General features: G+C 66.1%; 14 protein-coding genes and 3 pseudogenes. 7 read left to right on the forward strand and 10 right to left on the reverse strand.

The features are described from left to right. Positions 1-54 precede the first annotated feature (54 nt). The 3 genes and pseudogenes from V7Q42_RS05815 to V7Q42_RS05825 form a co-directional block, all read right to left on the reverse strand. Positions 55-1,210, reverse strand: a pseudogene (locus V7Q42_RS05815) (IS3 family transposase). Between the two features lie 16 nt (positions 1,211-1,226). Then, positions 1,227-1,508: a hypothetical protein gene (locus V7Q42_RS05820; protein ID WP_333823009.1), complete on the reverse strand. Its 282-nt coding sequence runs from the start codon at positions 1,506-1,508 to the stop codon at positions 1,227-1,229. 367 nt (positions 1,509-1,875) lie between these two features. Further along, positions 1,876-2,481 carry a trimeric intracellular cation channel family protein gene (locus V7Q42_RS05825; RefSeq protein WP_333823010.1) on the reverse strand — a complete coding sequence of 202 codons (606 nt, stop codon included), beginning with the start codon at positions 2,479-2,481 and terminating at the stop codon, positions 1,876-1,878. A 694-nt stretch (positions 2,482-3,175) separates the two neighbouring features. On the opposite strand from V7Q42_RS05825, the pseudogene V7Q42_RS05830 reads away from it, so the two are divergent. From V7Q42_RS05830 to V7Q42_RS05845, 4 genes and pseudogenes are all read left to right on the forward strand, one after another. Beyond that, positions 3,176-3,796, forward strand: a pseudogene (locus tag V7Q42_RS05830) (MFS transporter); the annotation flags it as partial. A 111-nt stretch (positions 3,797-3,907) separates the two neighbouring features. Next, the gene (locus V7Q42_RS05835; protein WP_333823030.1) at positions 3,908-4,549 is read left to right on the forward strand and encodes an MFS transporter; all 642 of its coding nucleotides are present in this window, start codon (positions 3,908-3,910) and stop codon (positions 4,547-4,549) included. Positions 4,550-4,628: 79 nt separating this feature from the next. Continuing rightward, positions 4,629-5,786: a M20 aminoacylase family protein gene (locus tag V7Q42_RS05840; protein WP_333823011.1), complete on the forward strand. Its 1,158-nt coding sequence runs from the start codon at positions 4,629-4,631 to the stop codon at positions 5,784-5,786. 144 nt (positions 5,787-5,930) lie between these two features. Next, a complete protein-coding gene (locus V7Q42_RS05845) occupies positions 5,931-6,389 on the forward strand; it encodes a MarR family winged helix-turn-helix transcriptional regulator (protein WP_333823012.1) in 459 nt (152 codons plus the stop codon). Between the two features lie 50 nt (positions 6,390-6,439). Here the strand turns inward: V7Q42_RS05845 and torT are convergent, their stop codons facing one another. Continuing rightward, on the reverse strand, positions 6,440-7,525 hold the full coding sequence (torT, locus tag V7Q42_RS05850; protein ID WP_333823013.1) for a TMAO reductase system periplasmic protein TorT: 1,086 nt from the start codon (positions 7,523-7,525) through the stop codon (positions 6,440-6,442). Between torT and V7Q42_RS05855 the strand changes: the two genes are divergently transcribed. Next, positions 7,524-10,439 (forward strand): ATP-binding protein, encoded by a 2,916-nt coding sequence (locus tag V7Q42_RS05855; protein ID WP_333823014.1) that lies wholly within the window; start codon positions 7,524-7,526, stop codon positions 10,437-10,439. The two genes, torT and V7Q42_RS05855, sit on opposite strands and share 2 nt — an antisense overlap. On the opposite strand, the gene V7Q42_RS05860 is transcribed toward V7Q42_RS05855, so the two are convergent. Further along, positions 10,420-11,142 carry a response regulator gene (locus tag V7Q42_RS05860; protein WP_333823015.1) on the reverse strand — a complete coding sequence of 241 codons (723 nt, stop codon included), beginning with the start codon at positions 11,140-11,142 and terminating at the stop codon, positions 10,420-10,422. The genes V7Q42_RS05855 and V7Q42_RS05860 overlap by 20 nt on opposite strands. A 122-nt stretch (positions 11,143-11,264) precedes the next feature. Here V7Q42_RS05860 and V7Q42_RS05865 point away from each other — a divergent pair, with 122 nt between their 5' ends. Then, positions 11,265-13,931, forward strand: a complete 2,667-nt coding sequence (locus V7Q42_RS05865) for a molybdopterin-dependent oxidoreductase (RefSeq protein ID WP_333823016.1) — start codon at positions 11,265-11,267, stop codon at positions 13,929-13,931. 169 nt (positions 13,932-14,100) lie between these two features. After that, entirely contained in the window at positions 14,101-14,661 is a 561-nt protein-coding gene (mobB, locus tag V7Q42_RS05870) for a molybdopterin-guanine dinucleotide biosynthesis protein B (RefSeq protein ID WP_333823017.1), read from the forward strand. 126 nt (positions 14,662-14,787) lie between these two features. On the opposite strand, the gene V7Q42_RS05875 is transcribed toward mobB, so the two are convergent. The 5 genes and pseudogenes from V7Q42_RS05875 to istA all read right to left on the reverse strand — a co-directional run. Further along, a complete protein-coding gene (locus V7Q42_RS05875; RefSeq protein WP_333823018.1) occupies positions 14,788-15,207 on the reverse strand; it encodes a MucR family transcriptional regulator in 420 nt (139 codons plus the stop codon). Positions 15,208-15,875: 668 nt separating this feature from the next. Further along, positions 15,876-16,532: a tyrosine-type recombinase/integrase gene (locus tag V7Q42_RS05880; protein WP_333823019.1), complete on the reverse strand. Its 657-nt coding sequence runs from the start codon at positions 16,530-16,532 to the stop codon at positions 15,876-15,878. 398 nt (positions 16,533-16,930) lie between these two features. After that, positions 16,931-17,194, reverse strand: a complete 264-nt coding sequence (locus V7Q42_RS05885) for a hypothetical protein (RefSeq protein WP_333823020.1) — start codon at positions 17,192-17,194, stop codon at positions 16,931-16,933. Positions 17,195-17,994: 800 nt separating this feature from the next. Further along, positions 17,995-19,002, reverse strand: a complete 1,008-nt coding sequence (istB, locus tag V7Q42_RS05890) for an IS21-like element helper ATPase IstB (protein ID WP_333823031.1) — start codon at positions 19,000-19,002, stop codon at positions 17,995-17,997. Then, positions 19,002-20,476, reverse strand: a pseudogene (gene istA / locus V7Q42_RS05895) (IS21 family transposase); the annotation flags it as partial. The gene istB and the pseudogene istA, both read right to left, overlap by 1 nt.

The following is a 20,476-nucleotide window of genomic DNA, read 5'->3' on the forward strand; positions in this document are numbered from 1 at the left end:
GTCCCGTCCGGGTGGACAGATTGGCGGCCGTCGTAAGCTTGGGCCTTTGGTCCGTCACGCCGCCAATCTGATGTCGCCGGCCTCCTCGTGGACCTCGACGGGCGTACGCCCACCGTGTGTCGAGTGAGGTCGGTCGAAGTTGTAGTAGTTGATCCACCGGCCGATGCCGGCGCGGGCTTCCGAGCCGGTTTCGTAGGCATGGAAGTAGATGCACTCGTACTTCATCGATCGCCATAGCCGCTCGATGAAGACGTTGTCCATCCACCGGCCTCGACCGTCCATGGATATTCGAACGCCTGCGTCGGTCAGAACCTCCGTGAACCGTGGGCTGGTGAACTGGCTGCCCTGGTCCGTGTTGAAGATTTCCGGTCTCCCATGTCTCGCCATGGCCTCCTCGACCGCAGCGATGCTGAAGTCGGCGTCCATCGTGTTCGACAGCCGCCACGCCAGCACCCGCCGGCTCGCCCAGTCCATCACGGCGACGAGGTAGAGAAAGCCCCGTCGCATCGGGATGTAAGTGATGTCCGCGCACCAGACGTGGTTCGGCCTGACGATGTCGAGGTTCCGCAGCAGATACGGCCATTTCTTGTGCTCGGGATGCGGGATGGTCGTCCTCGGTCGTTGATAGACCGCCTGCAATCCCATCTTCCGCATCAACCGCCGGATCCGTTTCCGGCCGACCGTATGGCCGTGCCGTCGCAGATGACGAGCCATCTGTCGAGAGCCGTACCACGGCGTCTCCAGGAACTGCTCGTCGATCAGCCGCATCAGCGACAGGTTCAACGGTGTCTCGGCCGCTGCCGGCGCGTAGAACGCCGAGCGACTGATGCCGACGAGTTCGCACTGCCGTCGGGTCGTGAGCCTGGGGTGGTCGGGTTCGATCATTTCGCGCCTCCGGCCGACGCTCAGCGTCCGGAGGCTCGTTTCAAAAAATCCCGCTCCACGACGAGCTGGCCGATCATCGCGTGCAGCTTTTCGACCTCACCGTCGCGGGCATTCTCAGCCGCTTCGGCTTTGCCGGAGAAGACGCCCGACATTCCGTCGATCGCTTGCTTCTTCCACGCGCTGATCATCGTCTGATGGACGCCGTACTTCACCGTCAGCTGCGCCACCGTTGCCTCGCCGCGGATCGCTTCTAGCGCGACCTTGGCCTTGAAATCTGCCGAGCCGAAGGCCTGCGCAGCTAATACCGTTTCCGCTTCCCCGTCATCGGGATCGTCCTTCTCTCAGGTCGACCCAAGCTTATCGAACTGTCCGCCGAACGGGGACCACCTCAGCGATGAGCGGTCCCCGTCGGCGAGTGCTCGGACGATGTTGGGCTGAACCGCGATGGTTTCGGTCACCAGTTCGGTCATGCGCTCGACCATATTCAAACGCATCCGAAAGCTGCTCTCGGCCGATTCCAGCGCCTCGTCGAGAGCCGTTCGGGTCAGATAATTGCCGAACAGGATCAGAGCAGTGATGATTGCGAGGATCGATGCGAAAGCAAATGAACCGTAGACGACCATTAGTTTGATTTTAATTGTCTTCATAACGGACGCGCCATCACAGATATTTATGAATTGTTGTTAATAAAATGGCGTTTAGATTCGGTAAAATTTGCAGTCAGCACAAGTACGGATGAAGATTCGATTTCGTCTGCGCAAGCCGGCGCAGGCCAAGGGCCTTCGCCATCTTTGATAATTCGTCTTTCGCGTCGTTCAATCGGAGGTTTTGTTTGAGTGGGGGGGTCGATCGGCGACGATCGATATCAGGCGCACGTGAGGTCTCGTTCGATCGAAAGCCGACAGCGTCGTCGATGTCGACCCCGCACTCCATGGCTGGATCGCCTGGGCGGCAGCCTCTGCTCGCAGCCAATGGGGTGGGGGCGTTCCACTACTCCGGTTTGGCCGTGGGCAGATGCCAATCACGTCCGATCGCGACGAGCCTCACGCCGGTGGTGATGGCCGCCCCGAGCGGCGCGGTGAGCGGGTAGGGCATGCCGAAATGGTCGCCGAAGGTGACGACGGCGGCGCCGGCCAGCGCGGCAAGGGCATAGACCTCCCGGCGCAGCACCATCGGGGTCTGTGCGGTCAGGACGTCGCGGGCGATGCCGCCGCCGATCGCGGTCATCATGCCGAGCATCGCGGCCATCAGCGGCGACAGTCCCGCGTCGAGCGCCTTGCGCGCGCCGACCACGGCGAACAGCCCGAGGCCGAAGGCGTCAAACACCGCCACCGGCGCCGACAGGCGGGTGATCAGGCCATAGGCGAAGTAGCAGGCGATCCCGGCGAGGGCGGAGATGGCGCAGTAGTGCCAGGTGGCGATGGCCATCGGCGGCGTCAACCCGATCAGCACGTCGCGGACGATGCCGCCCGAGGCGGCCGCGACGAAGGCGAGGAAGATCACGCCGAAGGGATCGAGCCGGTGCTGGACGGCGCGGGTGCCGCCGCTGAGCGCGAAGACGAAGGTGCCGACGAAATCGAGCAGCGTCAGAAGCATGGCGTGGGTCCGTTGCGAAGCAAGGTGGGCCGGGAGGGGCGGTCGGTGTGGTCGGTGTGGTCGGGAATGGCGGGGTCGGACGCCCGCCGCACCCCCTCCCGCCGGAAGAGACGCGCCGTCGAGAGGCTGCCGCGGGTGCGGCGCCAGCCGGGGCGACATCCGTAGCAAACCCGATGCGAAGCGGCGAGACGGGCCGGCGCCGGCCTTGGTCGAGACGGCGGTTCGGGGCCGAGAAGCATGTTCATACAGAGACTTGAGTTGGCCGTCATGGGGTCGTCCGTGGGGCGAAGCAGTGCCGGCGAGTGGCTGGACAGAGTGTCACAGGATCGGATCTGGGTTGGTTATCAGTTGAAAAACTCGACGATATCGTCTACTTTTTCAACTGTCTTCTTTCGCAGAGACCAAGAGTTCCGATCCCGAACGTGTGGTGGCGCGCAGCACCCGTTCGAGGTGGGACGACGCATGTCACCGGGGCCGTCGGCCCCCACTCGTCGGCATCTGCCCGAGCGCACCGAAACGCCAACCGACCTCAGATCGAGAGGCTCCCATGACCCATCCATCCGCCACGGCGTCGCGCACGGCGCCCTCGTCGGCCACCTCGGCGACCTTTCAGGGCACCGACAAGCTCCTGATCGGCATCATCCTCGGCGTGATCACCTTCTAGCTCTTCGCCCAGACGACGCTCAACGTCGCCCCGGACATGCAGAGGGATCTCGGCCTGGACAACAGCCTGATGAACATCGCGGTGGCGATCACCGCCCTGTTCTCCGGCATCTTCATCGTCGTCATCGGCGGCCTCGCCGACCGGGTCGGCCGCGTCAAGGTGGTCCAGATCGGCTTTCTCCTCAGCATCCTCGGCTCGTTGCTGATCGCCGTCGCTCCGAGCGGCACGCTCGCGCCCTGGTTCATCTTCCCCGGCCGTGCCCTCCAGGGCCTCTCGGCCGCCTGCATCATGCCGGCCAGCCTGGCGCTGGTGAAGACCTATTGGGACGGGGCGGCACGTCAGCGCGCGGTCTCGATGTGGTCGATCGGTTCGTGGGGCGGCTCCGGCGTGTGCTCGCTGTTCGGCGGCTTCGTCGCCGAGAACTTCGGCTGGCGCCACATCTTCTTCGCCTCGATCGCCGTCGCCCTCGCCGGTCTCGCCCTGATCCAGGGCACCCCGGAGAGCAAGGCCGAGACCAAGGGCTCCTACAAGTTCGACCTCGCCGGCGTGCTGGCCTTCATGGTCGCGATGATCTCGCTGCAGATCTTCGTCACCCAGGGCAACAAGCTCGGCTGGACCAGCCCGCTGATCCTGACCCTCGGCGCCGTCGCGCTGGTCTTCGGCAGCCTGTTCTTCCGCATCGAATCCCGCGCCTCGAACGCCTTCGTCGACTTCAAGCTCTTCGCCAACCCGACCTACACCGGCGCCACCCTCTCCAACTTCCTGCTCAACGGCGTCGCCGGGACCCTGCTGGTCTCGCTCCAGCTGGTGCAGCGCGGCGGCAACATCTCGGCCCAGCAGGCCGGCATGCTGACGCTCGGCTACGCGGTCGCGATCATCGCCTTCATCCGCGTCGGAGAGAAGCTCCTGCAGCGCTTCGGCTCCCGTAAGCCGATGATCTGGGGCTGCCTGATCACCGGCCTGTCGATCGTGCTGCTCACTCCGGCCCACCTGATGCTCGCCGACTACCAGATCATGGCGATGATCGGCTACACGCTGTTCGGCATCGGGCTTGCCTTCTATGCGACGCCCTCGACCGACGCCGCCCTCTCCGCCCTTCCGGCCGCCCAGGCGGGCTCCGGCGCCGGCATCTACAAGATGGCCTCCTCGCTCGGCGCCGCCTTCGGCGTGGCCATCTCGGCGGCGATCTTCACCGCCCTCACCGCCGATCCCGAGAGCATCCGTTGGCTCGAAGGCGTGATCACCTTCCAGGGTCGCCAGGACAACCTCGCCATCCGCGAAGCCGCGATCATCGCCCTCTCCTTCAACGTCTTCATGGTCCTGGTCGCCATCGGATCGATCATGCTGACCGTGCCGAAGGGGAACCCGAAGGCGATCGCGCCGGCCCCCGCCGCCAAGCCCTGATCCCGACATCCCGGACCCCGACGACGATCTCCGGATCGGTCGGGGCCCCCCCCTCGAGACACCGAGCGGAGTTGCGACCATGCACGCGCTTCTGGAAGACCTCACCACCGAGCAGCCGTCGATCACCGTCTGGCGGCATCACCTCCATCGCCACCCGGAACTGGCCTTCGGCGAGACGCAGACCGCGGCCTACATCGCCGACCTGCTCGAGACCTGGGGCTGGGACGTCACGCGAGGCGTCGGCAAGACCGGCGTCGTCGCCTCGCTCACCGTCGGCACCAGCGGCAAGGCGATCGCGCTGCGCGCCGACACCGACGCCCTCCCGGTCCGCGAGGCGGGCGAGAGCGATCACAAGAGCACCGTCGACGGCCGATCGCACACCTGCGGCCACGACGGCCACTCCGCCATGCTGCTCGCCGCCGCTCGCCGCCTGGCGAAGACCCGCAACTTCGACGGAACCGTCCGCCTGATCTTCCAACCGGCGGAAGAGGTGATGGGCGGCGCCATGGCGATGATCGAGGACCGGCTGTTCGAGCGCTTCCCGGTCGATGCGGTGTTCGGCATGCACAACATGCCCGGCCTCGAACAGGGCAAGCTCTACTTCACCTCAGGTCCCGTCATGGCCGCCGTCGACAACTGGGAGATCGAGCTGACCGGCAAGGGGACCCACGGCTCGATGCCGGAGAAGGGCATCGATCCCGTCGTCGCCGGCGCCTCGCTGGTGATGGCGTTGCAGACCATCGTGTCGCGCAACGTCGCCGCCAAGGATTCCGCCGTCGTCTCGGTCGGCGCCTTCCTCGCCGGCGACGCCGGCAACGTCGTCCCGCAGACCGCCGTGCTGCGCCTGTCGGTCCGCAGCAGCGCGCCGGCGACGCGGTCCTTCGTCCTCGATCGCATCCGCCGCATCACCGCGGCGCAGGCCGTCTCCTACGGGGTCGAATACGAGATCCGCGAGGGACCGGCCGGCGCGGTTCTGGTCAACGACCCCGTTCACACCGCGATCTGCGCCGAGGTCGCCAAGGGTCTCCTCGGCGAGAGCCGGGTCTCGACCGACGGCCCGACCTTCATGGGCAGCGAGGACTTCGCCTTCTTCGCGGCGCGCCGGCCCGGGACCTATTGCTTCATCGGCAACGGCGACACGCCGATGGTGCACCACCCGATGTACGACTTCGACGACCGGAACCTGCCCGTCGGCGCCGCCTATTGGGTGGCCCTGACCGAGCACTACCTGCGCTGAACGTCCCGCCGAGAGGTCCGCCGCCGTTCGCCCCGCGGCGCCCCTCTCGCACCGATCGGACGGGCCGCCCCGCCCCGCGCGGAGTTGCCCGTCCGGTCGATCTTCGATAGGAGTCATGGTTGCAAGTGCCAACCATCGGCCACCATGACAGACCCCACCAAGCCGTTCCTCACCTACAAGCTCGATCTGGCGAAGACGTTGGCCACCAAGGCGGCCGACCCCTACTACCAGAAGAGCGTCGGTCTCCGGGTCCGCGAGCTGCGCGTCCTGCGGCTGGTGCACGACTTTCCCGGGATCGCGGCGACCGATCTCGGGCAGAAGATCGTCCTCGACAAGACGCTGCTGTCCAAGAACATCGCCCACCTCGAAGACCGCGGCCTGATCCAACGCCTGCCCGACAAGCGCGACAGCCGCCGCCAGTGTCTCCACCTGACCGACGAAGGCCTGCGGATCTGGAAGGAGAGCGAGCGGATCGGCCGCCGTCTCGAGGACGAGATGTTCGCCGAGATCTCCGACGACGACTGGCAGCGCCTACATGCGCTGCTCGACCGGGTCCTCACCTCGTTCGACCACTGGAAGGCGCGGCAACCGGCCGACGAGTGACGTCTGCGAGATGAAGCGGTCGTCTGCGCGCGAGATGAGCCCGCCGGGGATCAAGGCACGACGAATTCCGGTCGCGCCTGGGGCGGGGACAGGGCGTCGGCCGGTGGTAGGGCGAGGGGTTCCGCCAACCGGATCTCGGGGCCGATCTGGCGCCTTTCGATCGACCCTTCGATGGCACGGACGGCCGTCTCGACGGCGAGCCTGCCCTGGAGGCGGGGGTCGTCGAAGGGCGCGGCGTCGACGCGACCCCGCAGGAGACCGCGGCGGATCGCCTGAGTGTAGTAGGTCGCGATCAGCCGCACCCGACCCGACCGGGCGCGGATGCGTTCGACCGAGATCGCCGCCTCGATCGCCGGGGCGCTGCCGATCAGGTAATCGACGTCCGGGTGGCGGGCGAGAAGGTCCTCGACCAACATGAGCTGTTCCTGGGTATCGGTGTCGGCTCCACCCTCTTCGACGATCTCGACGTCGGAGCCCGCTAGTCCGTCGCGGATACCTGAGGAGAGAAACCCGACCCACCCCGCCACCTTCGGCCCGGTGGCGATCACGGCGCGGACCCGGCCCGATCCCTGGGGATGACGGCGGGCGAGGAACTCGCCGACCCGCAGCCCCATGTCGCGCCAGGAGACCCCTACCTTCGCCGCGACGGCACGGAAACCGACGTCGTTGATCGCCGCGACCACCGGGATCTTCGGCGCAGCGCGGTCGATCGCCGCGGCGATCTGCGGCGCGTCATAGCCGACCGACCCGAGGACGATGGCGTTGGCGCCCTCCTCGCGGCAGGCGTCGATGCGGGACGCCTGTTGATCGGCGCTGCGATAGCCGCCGGTCTCGCTGATCCTGAGCGCGACACCGAGGCGGCGCGCCTCCTCCACCATGCCGTAGCCGACGCTCAGCCAATACTCGTCCTTGACGTGGGGCACGATCGCGCACAGGCGCCAATGGCGTCGTGCTTCGACGAGGGGAAGGTGTATGACTCCGGTCTTGGGCCCGGTGTAATCGAACGGGTCCGCATGGCTTTCGAGCTGGATGCCGATCCCGGCGGCTTTCGACTGCGAGGCAGGATCCTCGGCGAAGGCGGGGCCGATCGGTACGGCGAGCCGGACGACGGACGCGAGGACGAGAGAGGCGATCATGAGGCGGCCGAACTTCGAGAGCCTCGTCAGTCTGACCTTCCTGGTACTCATGGGCCTGTTGCTCGCCGCGATCGGGACTGCCTGGAGCGGACTGAACCACCAAGCCACGACCGAGCGCAAGCTGATCGACCGCAATTTCCCGAGCGCCGAACTGGCGCGCGGCATGGCGCGTTCGGCCGAAGTGGCAACCGCCGCGGTGACGGCGGCCGAACGAGCGCCGGATCGTCGCGGCCTCGACGGACAGGCGGCATCGCTGCGGGGCGAACTCGATGCCATCGACGACCGGCTGCGGGCTCTGGCGCCGTTGATCGGCGAGATCGAAACGATCCGAGAGTTGCGCGAACGCTCGCGCGACAGTCGAGCGCGCGGCGACGAACTCGTCGCCGCGGTCCGTCACCGCTTCGATCTCGACGAGATGGCGATCGGACAGCGCGAGGCCGCCGGTCGGGCGGCCTCGGACCTCGCCACCGTCGCCGGCACTCTGATCGCCAATGCCCAGGCGCAGATGTCAGCCGGCCTCAGCGGGCTCTACGAGACGGCGTCGGATGCCGAACGGGCGGTGATCCTCGACAAGCTGGCCGAGGAGGATCTCTTCGTCCTGCAATCGATGACCGAGGTCCGCGAGGTCGCCCGGCGTCTCGTGTTCGGGATGGACGGTCTGACGACCGCGTCCGACACCGTCGGCCTCGCGGCGGCCCGCGCCCGGATCGCCGAAGACGTCCGGATGCTCGACCAACGCCTCGAGCGTATCGTCGACCCGACCCGCCGCACCCAGGCGATGGATCTCGCCGCGCGTTTCGATCGCGCCGTGCTCGGCGAGGGCGGGCTGGCGGCGACCCGCGGGGAGGCGCTCGCCACCGAGACCCGCATCGCGGCACTGGCCCGCGACACCAGCGCCGCCGCCAATCTGGTCTCCGCCTCGGCACGGGAAATCATGCGGACGATCGAAGCGGAAGTGCTCGCCTTTCAGCACCAGACGCTCGCTACCTCGCAGTGGTTGGTGGCGCTGGTCGGATCGCTCGGGGTCTTCGCACTTCTCGCCACCCTCGTGATCGGCCGTTATCTCAAAGTCCACGTCCTGTCGCGCCTGACCCGGGTGACCTCACATCTGGTCGCGCTCGGCGGCGGCCGCCTCGACGAGGAGGTCGAGGTCAGTGGCGCCGACGACATCGGCCGGATGGAGCGGGCGCTACGCGTCCTCCAGCTCCAGGTGCGGCGCAAGGAGCAGCTCGAGGACCAACTGAGGTCGCGGGGCAAGGAACTCGAAGCGGAAGTCACCAGCCGCACCGAGATGCTGCGGCAAGAGATGCACGCCCACGATCAGGCGCGCGCCGAGGCCGAACAGGCGAGCCGTTCCAAGTCCGAGTTCCTCGCCACCATGAGCCACGAGATCCGAACGCCCCTCAACGGATTGATCGGTATGCTGCGGCTGATGGGACGACCGGAGGCGCCCGGGGACGCGCAGCGGTTCGATCTGGCGCGGCGGTCGGCCGGCGATCTCAAGACCCTGCTCGACGACATCCTCGAACACGCCAAGGTCGAACTCGGCGACGCGAGCCCGAAGACGGACGCCTTCGAGGTCCGCGGTCTGGTGGCACGGGTGGCGGATCTGACGGCGCCCGCCGCCGCAACGAAGGGATTGCGCTTCGTCGTCGACATCGACGAGCGCCTGCCGCCGGCGCTGCGGGGCGACATGAGCCGGATCCAACAGATCCTGGTCAATCTCTGCTCCAACGCGGTGAAGTTCACCGATCACGGCGAGGTCGCCCTGATCGCCGAGTTGGACGGTGCCGATCGCGAAGGCCGCCTCCTCGTCGCCTTCCGCGTTCACGACACCGGGATCGGCATGAGTCCCGAAGTGGTGTCGCGCATCTTCGAAGCGTTCAACCAGATCCATCGGCCCTTCGATCCCCGCGCCGTCGGCGGAACCGGGCTCGGCCTGTCGATCTGCCGGCGTCTTGCCGTCGCCCTCGGCGGAGCGCTCGCCGTCGAGAGCCGGCCGGGGGTCGGCTCGACCTTCACCCTGACGTTGGCGCTCGAGGAGGGCGACATTGTCGAGGCGTTGGCGGTGGCCGAAACCGAAGAGGCCGACGCTCCGGCACGCCCGCCATTCCGCGCCCTGGTGGTCGAGGATCACGACGTCAGCCGTATGGTCGCCCGTGGCTTCCTGGAGCGCGCCGGGGCCGTCGTCGACGAGGCTGCGACCGGTGCCGAGGCGATCGACCGGGCACGACGCGAGCCTTACGACATCATCCTGATGGATCTCGACCTTCCAGACCTCACCGGCGGCGAGACGGTCCGCCGGATCCGCGAAGCGGGGCCGAACGTCACCACGCCGGTCGTCGCCGTGTCGGCCCATGTGCTCGGCGCCGAGGCGGCGGAGCTGCGGCAGGCCGACTTCTTCGACTTCATCGGCAAGCCGCTGACGCCGGTGGCGCTGGCGCGGGTGCTCGACCGGCTGTCCGAGACGGACGGCAGGGACCCGCGGACCGAACCGGTTCCGCGGGAGGCCCCGACCCCGGCCGACGAGGTGACCGACGATGTGGTCGAGGCCGCGTTGCGGCGCGACGTCGAGGCGCTCGGTCGGGAAGCGGTCGGCGCCATCGTCACGGCCTTCCTCGGGCGCCTGCCGGACGAGATCGACGGGCTCGCCAGTCTCCTTGAAGAGGGGAGCGACGCGGACGCGATCCGTCGGGCGGCACATCGATTGAAGGGGGCGGCGGCCAATTTCGACCTCGCCGACTTCTGCGACGTGATGCGGGCGGTCGAAACGACGGTCTCCGCCGGAGCACGCCACGCACCCGACGTCGTCCGCGACGCGGGGCGGGCAGTGGCCGAACAGCTCGAGGCGGCGGCACGGCGGGTCTGCGTCGATCCGGCATCGACCGGCGGGATCACGTCCGTTCCGGAGTAAAGAGATAGCCCTCACCGTGGACGGTGGTGATCGTCGCCGGACGCGCCGGGATAGCGGCCAACTTGCGACGCAATCGGCCGACCAACACGTCGATGGTCCGGTCATCGGCCGAAAGGTCGCGGTGGGTCGTCGCCTGCATCAGCCGGTCGCGCGACAGAACGATGCCGGGCGCGGCGGCGAAGGCCTTGAGGAGGTCGAACTCCGCCTTGGTCAACGCGATCTCGGCTCCGTCGGCGGCGAAGAAGCGTCGCGCCGAGACGTCGAGGCTACACCCGCCGAAATGGACGACCTGCTCGGGGACGATCCGCGCCACCCGTCCCTCCGCCACCCGCCGCAACAGGTTCTTCACCCGTGCGATCAGCTCGCGCGGATCGAAGGGCTTGGTGATGTAGTCGTCCGCCCCGAGTTCGAGGCCGACGATGCGGTCGACGTGATCGGTGCGGGCGGTGAGGAGGATGATGCCGACGTCCGAGACGGCGCGTTGCTCGCGGGTGATCTCGAGCCCGTCCTTGCCCTCGAGGTTGATGTCGACGATCAGCAGTTCCGCCGGATCGCGGGCGAGGAGGTCGGCGGCGCGGGCGGCGTTCTCGGCCTCACTGACGCGATGATGCTGTTGTCTGAGATAGGCGACGAGGCGCGCCCGGGTGACGGGATCGTCCTCGATGACGACGATGTGGGCCGGTCTGGTCGTCGGTCGCAGCATGGTGCGGACCTCTTTCACATTCTTTCACATCATTGCACAGCCCGTTCGTGTTCGTCACGGGACGTATTCACACGTGGTTTCTAGCCTCCGGCGCGTGGATGGATCCAGAGCAGGAGACGAACATGGCCCACGACACCCTGAACCGGCGGACTTTGATCAAGGGAGGTTTCGGCGCGGTTCTCGCCGCCAGGTTCCTCGGATCTTCCGCCCTCGCCTCCGTCGACCCCAATTCGCATACGCGTCGGTTCTTCCACGGCAGCCACTACGGCCCGTTCGAAGCGATCGTGAAGGATGGCAAGTTCGTCGGCGTCTCGGCATTGACCGAACTCGACGCACGGCCGACCGAGATGCTCTATTTCGGCATGGTCGACCGCACCTACGACAAGACCCGGGTCCTCTACCCGATGGTGCGCAAATCCTATCTGGAGAACTGGGACAAGGCCGACCGCAAGGTCGAATTGCGCGGCAAGGAGCCCTATGTTCGCGTCGACTGGGACACTGCGCTGAAGCTCACCGCCAAGGCGATCCTCGACACCGTCGCCGAGCACGGCAACGAGGCGATCTTCTCGACTTCCTACGGCGGCTGGGCGCATGCCGGCATCATGCGGCCGAACGTGCTGCAGGGCCGCTTCTTCAATCTCTTCGGCGGCTGCACCAACACCGTCGGCGACTATTCCGGCGGCGCTTCGCAGATCATCCTGCCCTACGTCATCGGCGACATGGAGGTCTATTCGGCCCAGACCTCGTGGGAGCAGATCCGCGACAACACCGAGGTCTTCGTCCTTGTCGGATGCGATCCGGTGAAGAACAACCGCATCGAGTACACCGTCGCCGACCATCAGATGTTCCAGCACTGGGAGGACATCCGCGATGCCGGCTGCAAGTTCGTCTCGATCAATCCGCAGAAGACCGGGTCGGATCAGGTCCTCGGCTCCGAGTGGGTGAAGATCGTCCCCAACACCGACGTCGCCCTGTTCCTGGCGATGAGCCACCGGGTGATCGAGAGCGGCAAGACCGACAAGGCCTTCCTGAAGAGCCACACCGTCGGGTCCGACAAGTTCATGGCGCACGTCATGGGTAAGGACGGCACGCCGGCCAAGACCCCCGCCTGGGCCTCGAAGATCACCGGTATCCCGGAAGCCAAGATCGTCGAACTCGCCGATCTGATGGCGACGAAGCGCACCGAGATCGCAGGTGCCTGGTCGCTGCAACGCGCCCATCACGGCGAGATGACCCATTGGGCGATCATCAACTTCGCCGCATTGACTGGCAAGATCGGTCTACCCGGGCAGGGCGTCGGCTTCTCCTGGCACTACGGCTCGGGCGGCATGCCCCAGTCGGGGAATGCCGGGCCGGCCGGCATGCCGCAGGGCCGCAATCTGGTCAAGGCGATCTGTCCGGCCTCGCGAATCTCCGAGATGCTGCTCAATCCCGGCAAGACCTTCACCCACAACGGTTCGGTGAAGACCTTCCCGAAGGTCCGGATGATCTACAACTCCGGCAACAACTTCATGTCCCATCAACAGAACACGAACGAGCTGATCGGCGCGCTGAAGGCGGTCGACACCGTGGTCTGCCAGGACGTGTGGTGGACGGCGTCGACCCGCTGGGCGGACATCGTGTTGCCGGCGACGAGCACGGTGGAGCGCGACGACATCTCGTCGGGCGGCACCTACTCGATGGACCGCATCTACGCGATGAAGAAGATCATCGAACCGCTCGGCGAGAGCCTCGACGACTTCGAGATCTTCCGCCGCCTGTCGGAGATCTTCGGCCTCGAGATCCAGTTCACCGAGGGCAAGACGGTGATGGAGCACATCCAGTTCGCCTACGAGCGGGCCGGATCCAAGGTGCCGTTCGAGACGTTCTGGAAGCGGGGCTATGTCGTCTTCGACATGCCGAAGGAGGCACGCAAGTGGGTGCGCCACGGCGACTTCCGCAAGGATCCGGTCAAGACGCCGCTGCACACCAAGTCCGGCAAGATCGAGATGTGGTGTCAGGCCGTCGCCGATATGAAACTCGACGATTGCCCGCCGATGCCGATGTTCCTCGAACCGGCGGAATGGCTCGGCAACGCCAAGGAGGGGCAGGTCCATGTCGTCAGCCCGCATCCTTGGTTCCGCGTCCATTCGCAGATGGCCAACTCCGAGCGGCTGCGCGATCTCTACATGGTGCAGGGGCGTGAACCGGTGCGCATCAACGCCGAGGACGCCAAGAAGCGCGGCATCGCCGACGGCGATCTCGTCGAGCTTTCGAACGAGCGCGGCACGATCATCGCCGGAGCGGTGGTCTCGGAAGACATCATGCCGGGCGTGGCGAGCATCTACGAAGGCGGCTGGCCGCAGCTCGACAGCAAGGGTCGCTGCAACAGCGGTCTGATCAACTTCATCACCTCGAGCCGGCGATCGAGCGGGCTCAGCCAAGCGACGATCGCCAACACCTGCGTCGCCACACTGCGCAAGTGCACCGATCCGGAAGGCCCGAACCGGGCCTACGAGCCGCCGGCGATCGAAACGGCTTCCGCCCTGCCGAAGATCGCCGCCGCGAGCCTCGGGGTCGAGCGTCTGACCGCCCTGATCGAGAAGCAGCAGGCCACCATGTCTCCGGGCGAGAAGATGTTCTACCAGCGCTGCACCGTCTGCCACGGTCCGCGTGATCCGGCGCAGTACACCAAGCTGCAGTGGAAGGGCATCACCGAGAGTATGTTCCAGCGCGCCGGCCTCGACGACGGTGAACGGAAACTCGTGACCGACTTCCTGATGAAGGCCGCCAAGGACGCGACGCCCTGACGTCCGGCGCCCCCCGGGGGACGGCGGTGACGCCGTCCCCCACTTCCATATGATCCGGGCGGCGTTGACGCCGTCCACCACTTCCAAACGGTGCGGACGCCGGTAGGGCCGACCCCTTCGATCGAAGCGGCGAGTCGCCGATAACGAGATGCTCCTGGGGAGTATTGTGATGAAGATCTTCGGATTGGCCGGGCGGAGCGGTTCGGGGAAGACGACACTCCTGGTGCGCCTGCTCCCCGAATTGCGCGCCCGCGGCCTAACCGTATCGACCCTCAAACACGCGCATCACGGCTTCGACATCGACCGCCCCGGCAAAGACTCGCATCGTCATCGCGAAGCGGGCGCCTCCGAGGTAATGATCGTGTCCGGCGACCGCTGGGCGCTCCTTCACGAGATCCGCGAGGAGGAACCGCCGCTCGAAGATCTGATCCAGCGGATGACCCCGGTCGATCTCGTCCTGGTCGAGGGCTTCCACACCCACGGCCATCCGATGCTCGAAGTCCATCGCCCGTCGGCCGGCCACCGCCTCATGTGGCATCCGGGCTCCGACATCCTCGCCGTCGCTTCCGACGAACAGGTCGCCGGATGTGGCGTCCCGGTTCTCGATCTGAACGACACCGTTGCGATCGCCGACTTCGTGTTGACGAGATCGGCGTTGGCATGGGGAAACGCCGAAACCTCCGCCAGATACAGTCGACTGCCTTTCATTCCACTCGGCGCGACCGCATAGACCCGCTCAGACGTGGCCTGAGATCTGTCAGGACATATCGACAATTCCGAGCGAACCAAATCAATCGAATCCTTTAGAAGGCGCGCTGATCTCGGGCGCTACTTCCTCCCTCGAAATCGGCCTCACTCACTTCTTGGACGCGAGCCGCCGTTGCTGGCCGAGCCCCATCTTCTTGGCGAGATCCGACCGCGCCTGGGCGTAGTTCGGCGCGACCATCGGATAGTCGGCCGGGAGGCCCCACTTTTCCCGATAGTCCTCCGGCGTCATGCCGTAGGCCGTCCTGAGATGGCGCTTCAGCGACTTGAACTTCTTGCCGTCTTCGAGGCAGACGATGAAATCAGGGAAGACCGACTTCTTGACTGGGACCGCCGGCTTCAGCGGTTCGGGAGCCGACGCCGGATCAATCCCCGAAACCGTGCGCTCCAAGGCCGCGTGGACTTCGGCGATCAGGCCGGAGAGGTCGGCGGCCGGAACGGTGTTGTTGCCGACGTAGGCCGAAACGACATAGGCGGCCAGCTCGACGAGGTGGTCTCGGGACTCGGTCATAGGAAGCCCTCTGGTTGTCTTCGTGGTTTGCGGCACGCGTCGATGAATGCGATCTCAGATCGGGAAAGTCGAACTGGGAGAATCGTCCGGCTCTAAAGACTCTCGTTGCTCGAATCACGTGTCGGTTTCCCGAATTGATCGATACGATCGAACAACAACGTCTACAAGGCATCTTGGGCGATCATTCCGGAGATCAGTCGCAGAAGACCATCGCCGGCATCCCGGGCATTCATCCCTCCCTATCTGGCAGAGTGGCCGGCTTCCGGCCGGAGAGCCGCCTCGAGGCGTCCCGGCCACGATCCGTCACCGTGGCGGTCTCCCCGTCGAGCCGCAGGTATCCCAGCCTCACGAGTGCATCGACCGTCGCCGTAGGGATCGCGTTCCGAATGCCTTTGGCCCTCCAGGCCGACGAGACGCGGAATAGACCATGCCGTGCTGCAGCCGTGAGAACGGCCTGCTGCGTCTTGCCGGGGCTCGGCGTGTCGGCCGTCGTCATGGGGAAGTGCGTCTCCGCGATGTGGCGCGAACCCCAGGTCGAACGGCGGTCAGAGGAAAGCGTTCGGCATGGGTGAGTCTGGCCGTGGTCCTCGGTGTCTCGGCATTCCGCAAAGGATGCGCCGGCGAGGTCCCGAGGCTCGGTGGAGGATCCGGCACCAAGATCCCGACGATCAGCTCGCCTGCCGCTCGGCCGGCGTCGCCCCGATCGAAGCGATGCGCCCCAACGCCGAGTTGGCGAGCCTCTTCTGGTTGGCCTCTTCGACGTAGCGCTGCGCCTCGCGGAGAGACCGGTGACCCGAGACCGCCATGATCTCGAGGGCGGAGCATTCGGCGTCGGCGAGGCGCCGGCAGGCGGCCTTGCGCAAACCGTGCGGCGTGCACCGGGTGGGGAGCCCGGCGGCGTCGATCGCTGCGCTCATCAGGTGGGAGAACATCGAGGTGGTGAACGGCTTGCACGTCTTGCTGACGAGGAAGAACGGCTGGTCGGAAGGAACGGTGGCGAGGCTCTCCGCCAAGGGCGCACAGATCGGAATGCTGACCGGATTCTCGGTCTTCGACTGGGCGAGGACAATGCGATCCCCCTCGATCTGGTGCCATCCCATCACGCGAGCGTCGGCCGAGCGTTGGCCGGTCCACACCAGGAGATCGAAAGCCGTGCGCTGGATGGTCCCGACCGGCCACGTCGCCTCGTAGGCCGCTATGTGTTCCTCCGTCCAGGTCGCGTAGCCGCGGCCGAGCTTCCGCTTCTTGAACACCTGGAGCGGACTGACGTCGATCCATTCGAGCACGACGGCGTGGTTCAGTAGTCGCCGCAGGAGGCTCAGCAATCGATTGTGGCTCGAAGGTCGGTCGGACCAAGACGCGAGCACGGCTTCGACGTGGCGGCGACGCATTTCCCTCACGAGACGGTGGCCATGTTCGGTCTGCAGCCACTCGATCAGACTCGTCAGTCCATTCTGCGTGACTTTCTTCAGGTCGAGAAACGCACGCGTCTGCTTCCATCTGGTCGTGAGGTCCCCGATGCTGCGCGGGATGATCCGGGCAGCCCCGATCGGCGGCTTCTCCGCCCCCTTCGCCGCCTCGAGGGCCGCCATGAAGAGCGGCGTCCAGGGCATCCCCGGCAGGGCGACCGAGGGATATCCCTTGCGGCGAAAATAGTACCGGGACTTCCCGTGCCTATCCACGTAGCCCTTGACGTAGGCGGGTAATCTCGACCGTCGCGGCATCAGACATCGTCCCAGGTGGTGGTTTCCGCTTCGTCGTCACCGTCGAAGGGTAAGGCGTCGACGGCGCGGTCGAGATCGCGGACAGACCAGAGCTTCAGGCTGGCGAAGATCCGCGGTCTCGGCATGGCTCCCTCTCGCACCATCAGATCGAAGGTGCCGGGCGAGACCGAGAGGAACTCGGCGGCGGCGGCGCGCCGCAGGAGTGCCGGGGTCAGGCGCCCCAACTGCGCCTCCTTCGGCTGCGGCTTCGGCCCCTTCGTCACCTCCCGGGGTTTTCGACTTTCCGTCGACGCCCCTCTCTTCGCCGGCATTGCGGCGCCCGAAGAGGCATCGGCGCCGGTCGTCGCGCCCTGGTTCCGTGTCGCCGTCTCCGACGAGACGGTGGACAGCGTGGGTTCGTATGGATGCCGCGCCACCCGGGCTCGCGATCCCGCGCCGACCGACGGTCTACACCACGGAGCCGACCGCCGATCGGCGCGGTGAGGCTACCAACCTTCTCCGTGGGGGCCTTCCCAGATGAACCGTAGAAGACGATGCCATCCTGCAGCTGATTCCCCGCTGAGTCCAGCTGTCAATCTCACGAAATTCCTCATTTTCCTTGACTGTCACTGCGATCAAGCCAACGACACGCGCCGACATCTGGGCTTCTGTCAACATTGAAATCGCGTCATCACGTGATATTGCCAGGACGACTTTCATCGTTGTCAACATTGGACGGGCTTACTGACCGTGAGCGCATTCTGCTGCGCCGCTCCTCTTCTCGCCACGCCCAACGGGCGGCGTCTCGCCGCCCGCCCGATGGATCCCTGCAACAAGTCAGACTGACGTCGAACCAACGTCAAAATGACGTCGAAAAAACTTTTCTTTGCGATTTCCCATTTCAGATCAATCGGTTGACTGTCGAAAATGAACTTAGATGCCCGACTCCGAGAATTCGGCGCCATCGCCTATGGCGATCGACCGCCTCGCATTCGTCTATTCGGGTCTCCGACCCGAATAGATTGCGGCGCCCCACAGCTGATGAGCTGTGGCATCCAACGCGGCAGCTCTCGATTTCGTCTTCTTAGTATAAACCGACTAGGAGTGTTTGTCTCTTGCTTGCATCAGCTCCACGATCACCAAGAAGGAGCTGATCATGACCACTCAATTTCTCCATATCGACGGCTGTCAATCGGCGCGGAACATTGACCCCGGATCGGCGTCGAACTTTGACCCCCTGGTTTCGTGAAGTCTGGCGCTCCTGATCGGACTGGGGAGCGGCGGTTTTGGGTGTGTCGTCGGTGTCGTGACGGAGGGAGGGCGTAGCCCGACCGGAGGCACGATACCGACGGCGGCGCCGGCCTCCGGCCCTGTTCTTGAAGCGCCAGCTGTCGTTGCCGGTTTCGACGATGTCGCAGTGATGGGTGAGGCGGTCGAGCAGCGCCGTGGTCATCTTGGCGTCGCCGAACACCGACGGCCATTCGCCGAAGGCGAGGTTGGTGGTGACTACGATCGAGGTGCGCTCGTAGAGCCGGCTGATCAGGTGGAACAGCAACTGCCCACCGGATTGGGCGAAGGGCAGGTAGCCCAACTCGTCGAGGACGATGAAGTCGAGGCGGCAGAGCCAGTCGGCCATTCGTCCTGGGCGGCCGGCGCGGGTCTCGGCCTCGAGCTTGTTCACGAGGTCGACGACGTTGAAGTAACGGCCGCGCATGCCGCCCCTGATGCAGGATCGGGCGATGGCGATCGCCAGGTGGGTCTTGCCCGTCCCGGTGCCGCCGATCAGCACGACGTTGCGCTGTTGGGCGATGAAGCCGCCGCCGGCGAGGTCCCTGACCAGGTTCTCGTTGATCGGCGTGCCGTCGAAGGCGAAGTCGTCGATGTCCTTGGCCAGCGGCAGCTTGGCCACGCCCATCTGGTAGCGGATGGAGCGCGCCTGCTTCTCAGCGATCTCGGCGGCGAGCAGCGCCGCGACGGTGCGCTGGGGGTCGTGGTTGCGCTTCAGGGCCGTGGCAACGATCTCGTCGTAGGCCGCCTTCATGCCGAACAGCTTCAGCTCGGTCATCGTGCTCAGGATCTCGGTGCGGTCCATCAGCCGACCCTCCGCAGGCCGTCGTAGCGCGCAGTCGGCGATCGGTTCGTGACGCAGCCTCAAGGCGTCCGGGGTCAGGACGGTGACGGCTTCGCTCGCCGGACGCCGCCGCGCCAGGATGTTCAGCACCACGTCGGCGGAATGCACGCCTTCGCCGAGCGCCTCGGCACAGGCGGCCTCGACCGCGCCCAGGCCGTCGTCGAGCACCGTGGCGAGGATCTCCACCATCTGTCGGTCCCCCTCGTTCGAACCGGCGAGCTTGCGGCGGATCCGGTCGAGGGCGCCGGGCAGCACCCAGTCCTTGAACGGGGCGCCGTTGCGCAGGGCTCCGGGCTTGCGGGCGAGCACCGGCACGTAGTGCCAGGAATCGTAGATCGTCTCGCCGCGGCCGAAGGAGCGCACGTGTTCCGCGACCACGCGCCCATCCTGACGGACGACGATCCGATCGGCATAGGCCCGGATCTCCACCGGGCGGCCGACGGCGCTCGCCGCGACGGAGTACTTGTTGTTGTCGAAGCGGACGAGGCAGGTCTTCGATACCGACGCCGTCACCGCATGGAACCCGTCGAAGGAGCCGCGATAGGGCACCAGCGACGCCCGCTCGTCCTCGAACACCTCCCAGGTGGTCCGATCCGTGAACTCCGGGTTCCGATGCGCCTTGGCGTAGGCGATGCACCGGTCGAGCAGCAGGGTGTTCAACTCGTCGAAGCACCGAAGCCGCAGGCGGGGCGTGAAGAACCGCTCGCGCACCAGCCCGACCTGGTTCTCGACCTGCCCCTTCTCCCAGCCCGAGGCCGGCGTGCAGGCGACCGGCTCGACGAGGTAATGCCCGGCCATCTGCAGGAAGCGCCGATTGTAGGCGCGCTCCTTGCCGACGAAGATCGTCTCCACCGCCGTCTTCATGTTGTCGTAGATGCCGCGCGTGCAGGTGCCCTTGAAGAAGGCGAAGGCCCGGTCGTGGGCGTCGAACACCATCTCCTGGCTTTCGCGCGGATAGGCGCGGACGAACATCATGCGGCTGTGGCAGAGCCGGACGTGCGCCACCTTCACCTTCATCGGCAGGCCGTTCATCAGCACGATCTCGTGGCTCCAGTCGAACTGGTAGGCCTCGCCCGGCGCGAAGGAGAGTGGCACGTAGGCATCGACCTTCGCCGCCGCCGTCTCCAGCGCCCAGGCCCGCGCGTAGCGGCGCACCGCGTCGTAGCCCCCTTCGTAGCCGCGTCCGCGCAACTCCTCGAAGAGCCGGATCAGTGTCAGCCGCTCTCGCGCCGAGGCGGCCGCGTTCGCCGTGAGCAACTCGTCCAACTCCGCCTTCCATGGCCCGAGCCTCGGCAGCGGCTGGTTCTCCCGACTGTAGGCGAAGCTCGTCTCGTCCGAACGCAGCACCTTCCGGACAGTGTTCCGGGCGACGTGCAACTCTCGGGCGATCTCCTTGATCGAACGCTCTCGAACGAAGAACTCGCGGCGTATCCGC

It is taken from the genome of Pinisolibacter sp. (assembly GCF_036782435.1).
Classification (GTDB): domain Bacteria; phylum Pseudomonadota; class Alphaproteobacteria; order Rhizobiales; family Ancalomicrobiaceae; genus CALBKH01.

What these genes read in the sequence shown, in the direction of transcription:
- V7Q42_RS05820 (WP_333823009.1), bottom strand. Translation starts at nt 1,508, where the DNA reads ATGGTCGTCTACGGTTCATTTGCTTTCGCATCGATCCTCGCAATCATC.
- V7Q42_RS05825 (WP_333823010.1), bottom strand. Translation starts at nt 2,481, where the DNA reads ATGCTTCTGACGCTGCTCGATTTCGTCGGCACCTTCGTCTTCGCGCTC.
- V7Q42_RS05840 (WP_333823011.1), top strand. Translation starts at nt 4,629, where the DNA reads ATGCACGCGCTTCTGGAAGACCTCACCACCGAGCAGCCGTCGATCACC.
- V7Q42_RS05845 (WP_333823012.1), top strand. Translation starts at nt 5,931, where the DNA reads ATGACAGACCCCACCAAGCCGTTCCTCACCTACAAGCTCGATCTGGCG.
- V7Q42_RS05855 (WP_333823014.1), top strand. Translation starts at nt 7,524, where the DNA reads ATGAGGCGGCCGAACTTCGAGAGCCTCGTCAGTCTGACCTTCCTGGTA.
- torT (WP_333823013.1), bottom strand. Translation starts at nt 7,525, where the DNA reads ATGATCGCCTCTCTCGTCCTCGCGTCCGTCGTCCGGCTCGCCGTACCG.
- V7Q42_RS05860 (WP_333823015.1), bottom strand. Translation starts at nt 11,142, where the DNA reads ATGCTGCGACCGACGACCAGACCGGCCCACATCGTCGTCATCGAGGAC.
- V7Q42_RS05865 (WP_333823016.1), top strand. Translation starts at nt 11,265, where the DNA reads ATGGCCCACGACACCCTGAACCGGCGGACTTTGATCAAGGGAGGTTTC.
- mobB (WP_333823017.1), top strand. Translation starts at nt 14,101, where the DNA reads ATGAAGATCTTCGGATTGGCCGGGCGGAGCGGTTCGGGGAAGACGACA.
- V7Q42_RS05875 (WP_333823018.1), bottom strand. Translation starts at nt 15,207, where the DNA reads ATGACCGAGTCCCGAGACCACCTCGTCGAGCTGGCCGCCTATGTCGTT.
- istB (WP_333823031.1), bottom strand. Translation starts at nt 19,002, where the DNA reads ATGGACCGCACCGAGATCCTGAGCACGATGACCGAGCTGAAGCTGTTC.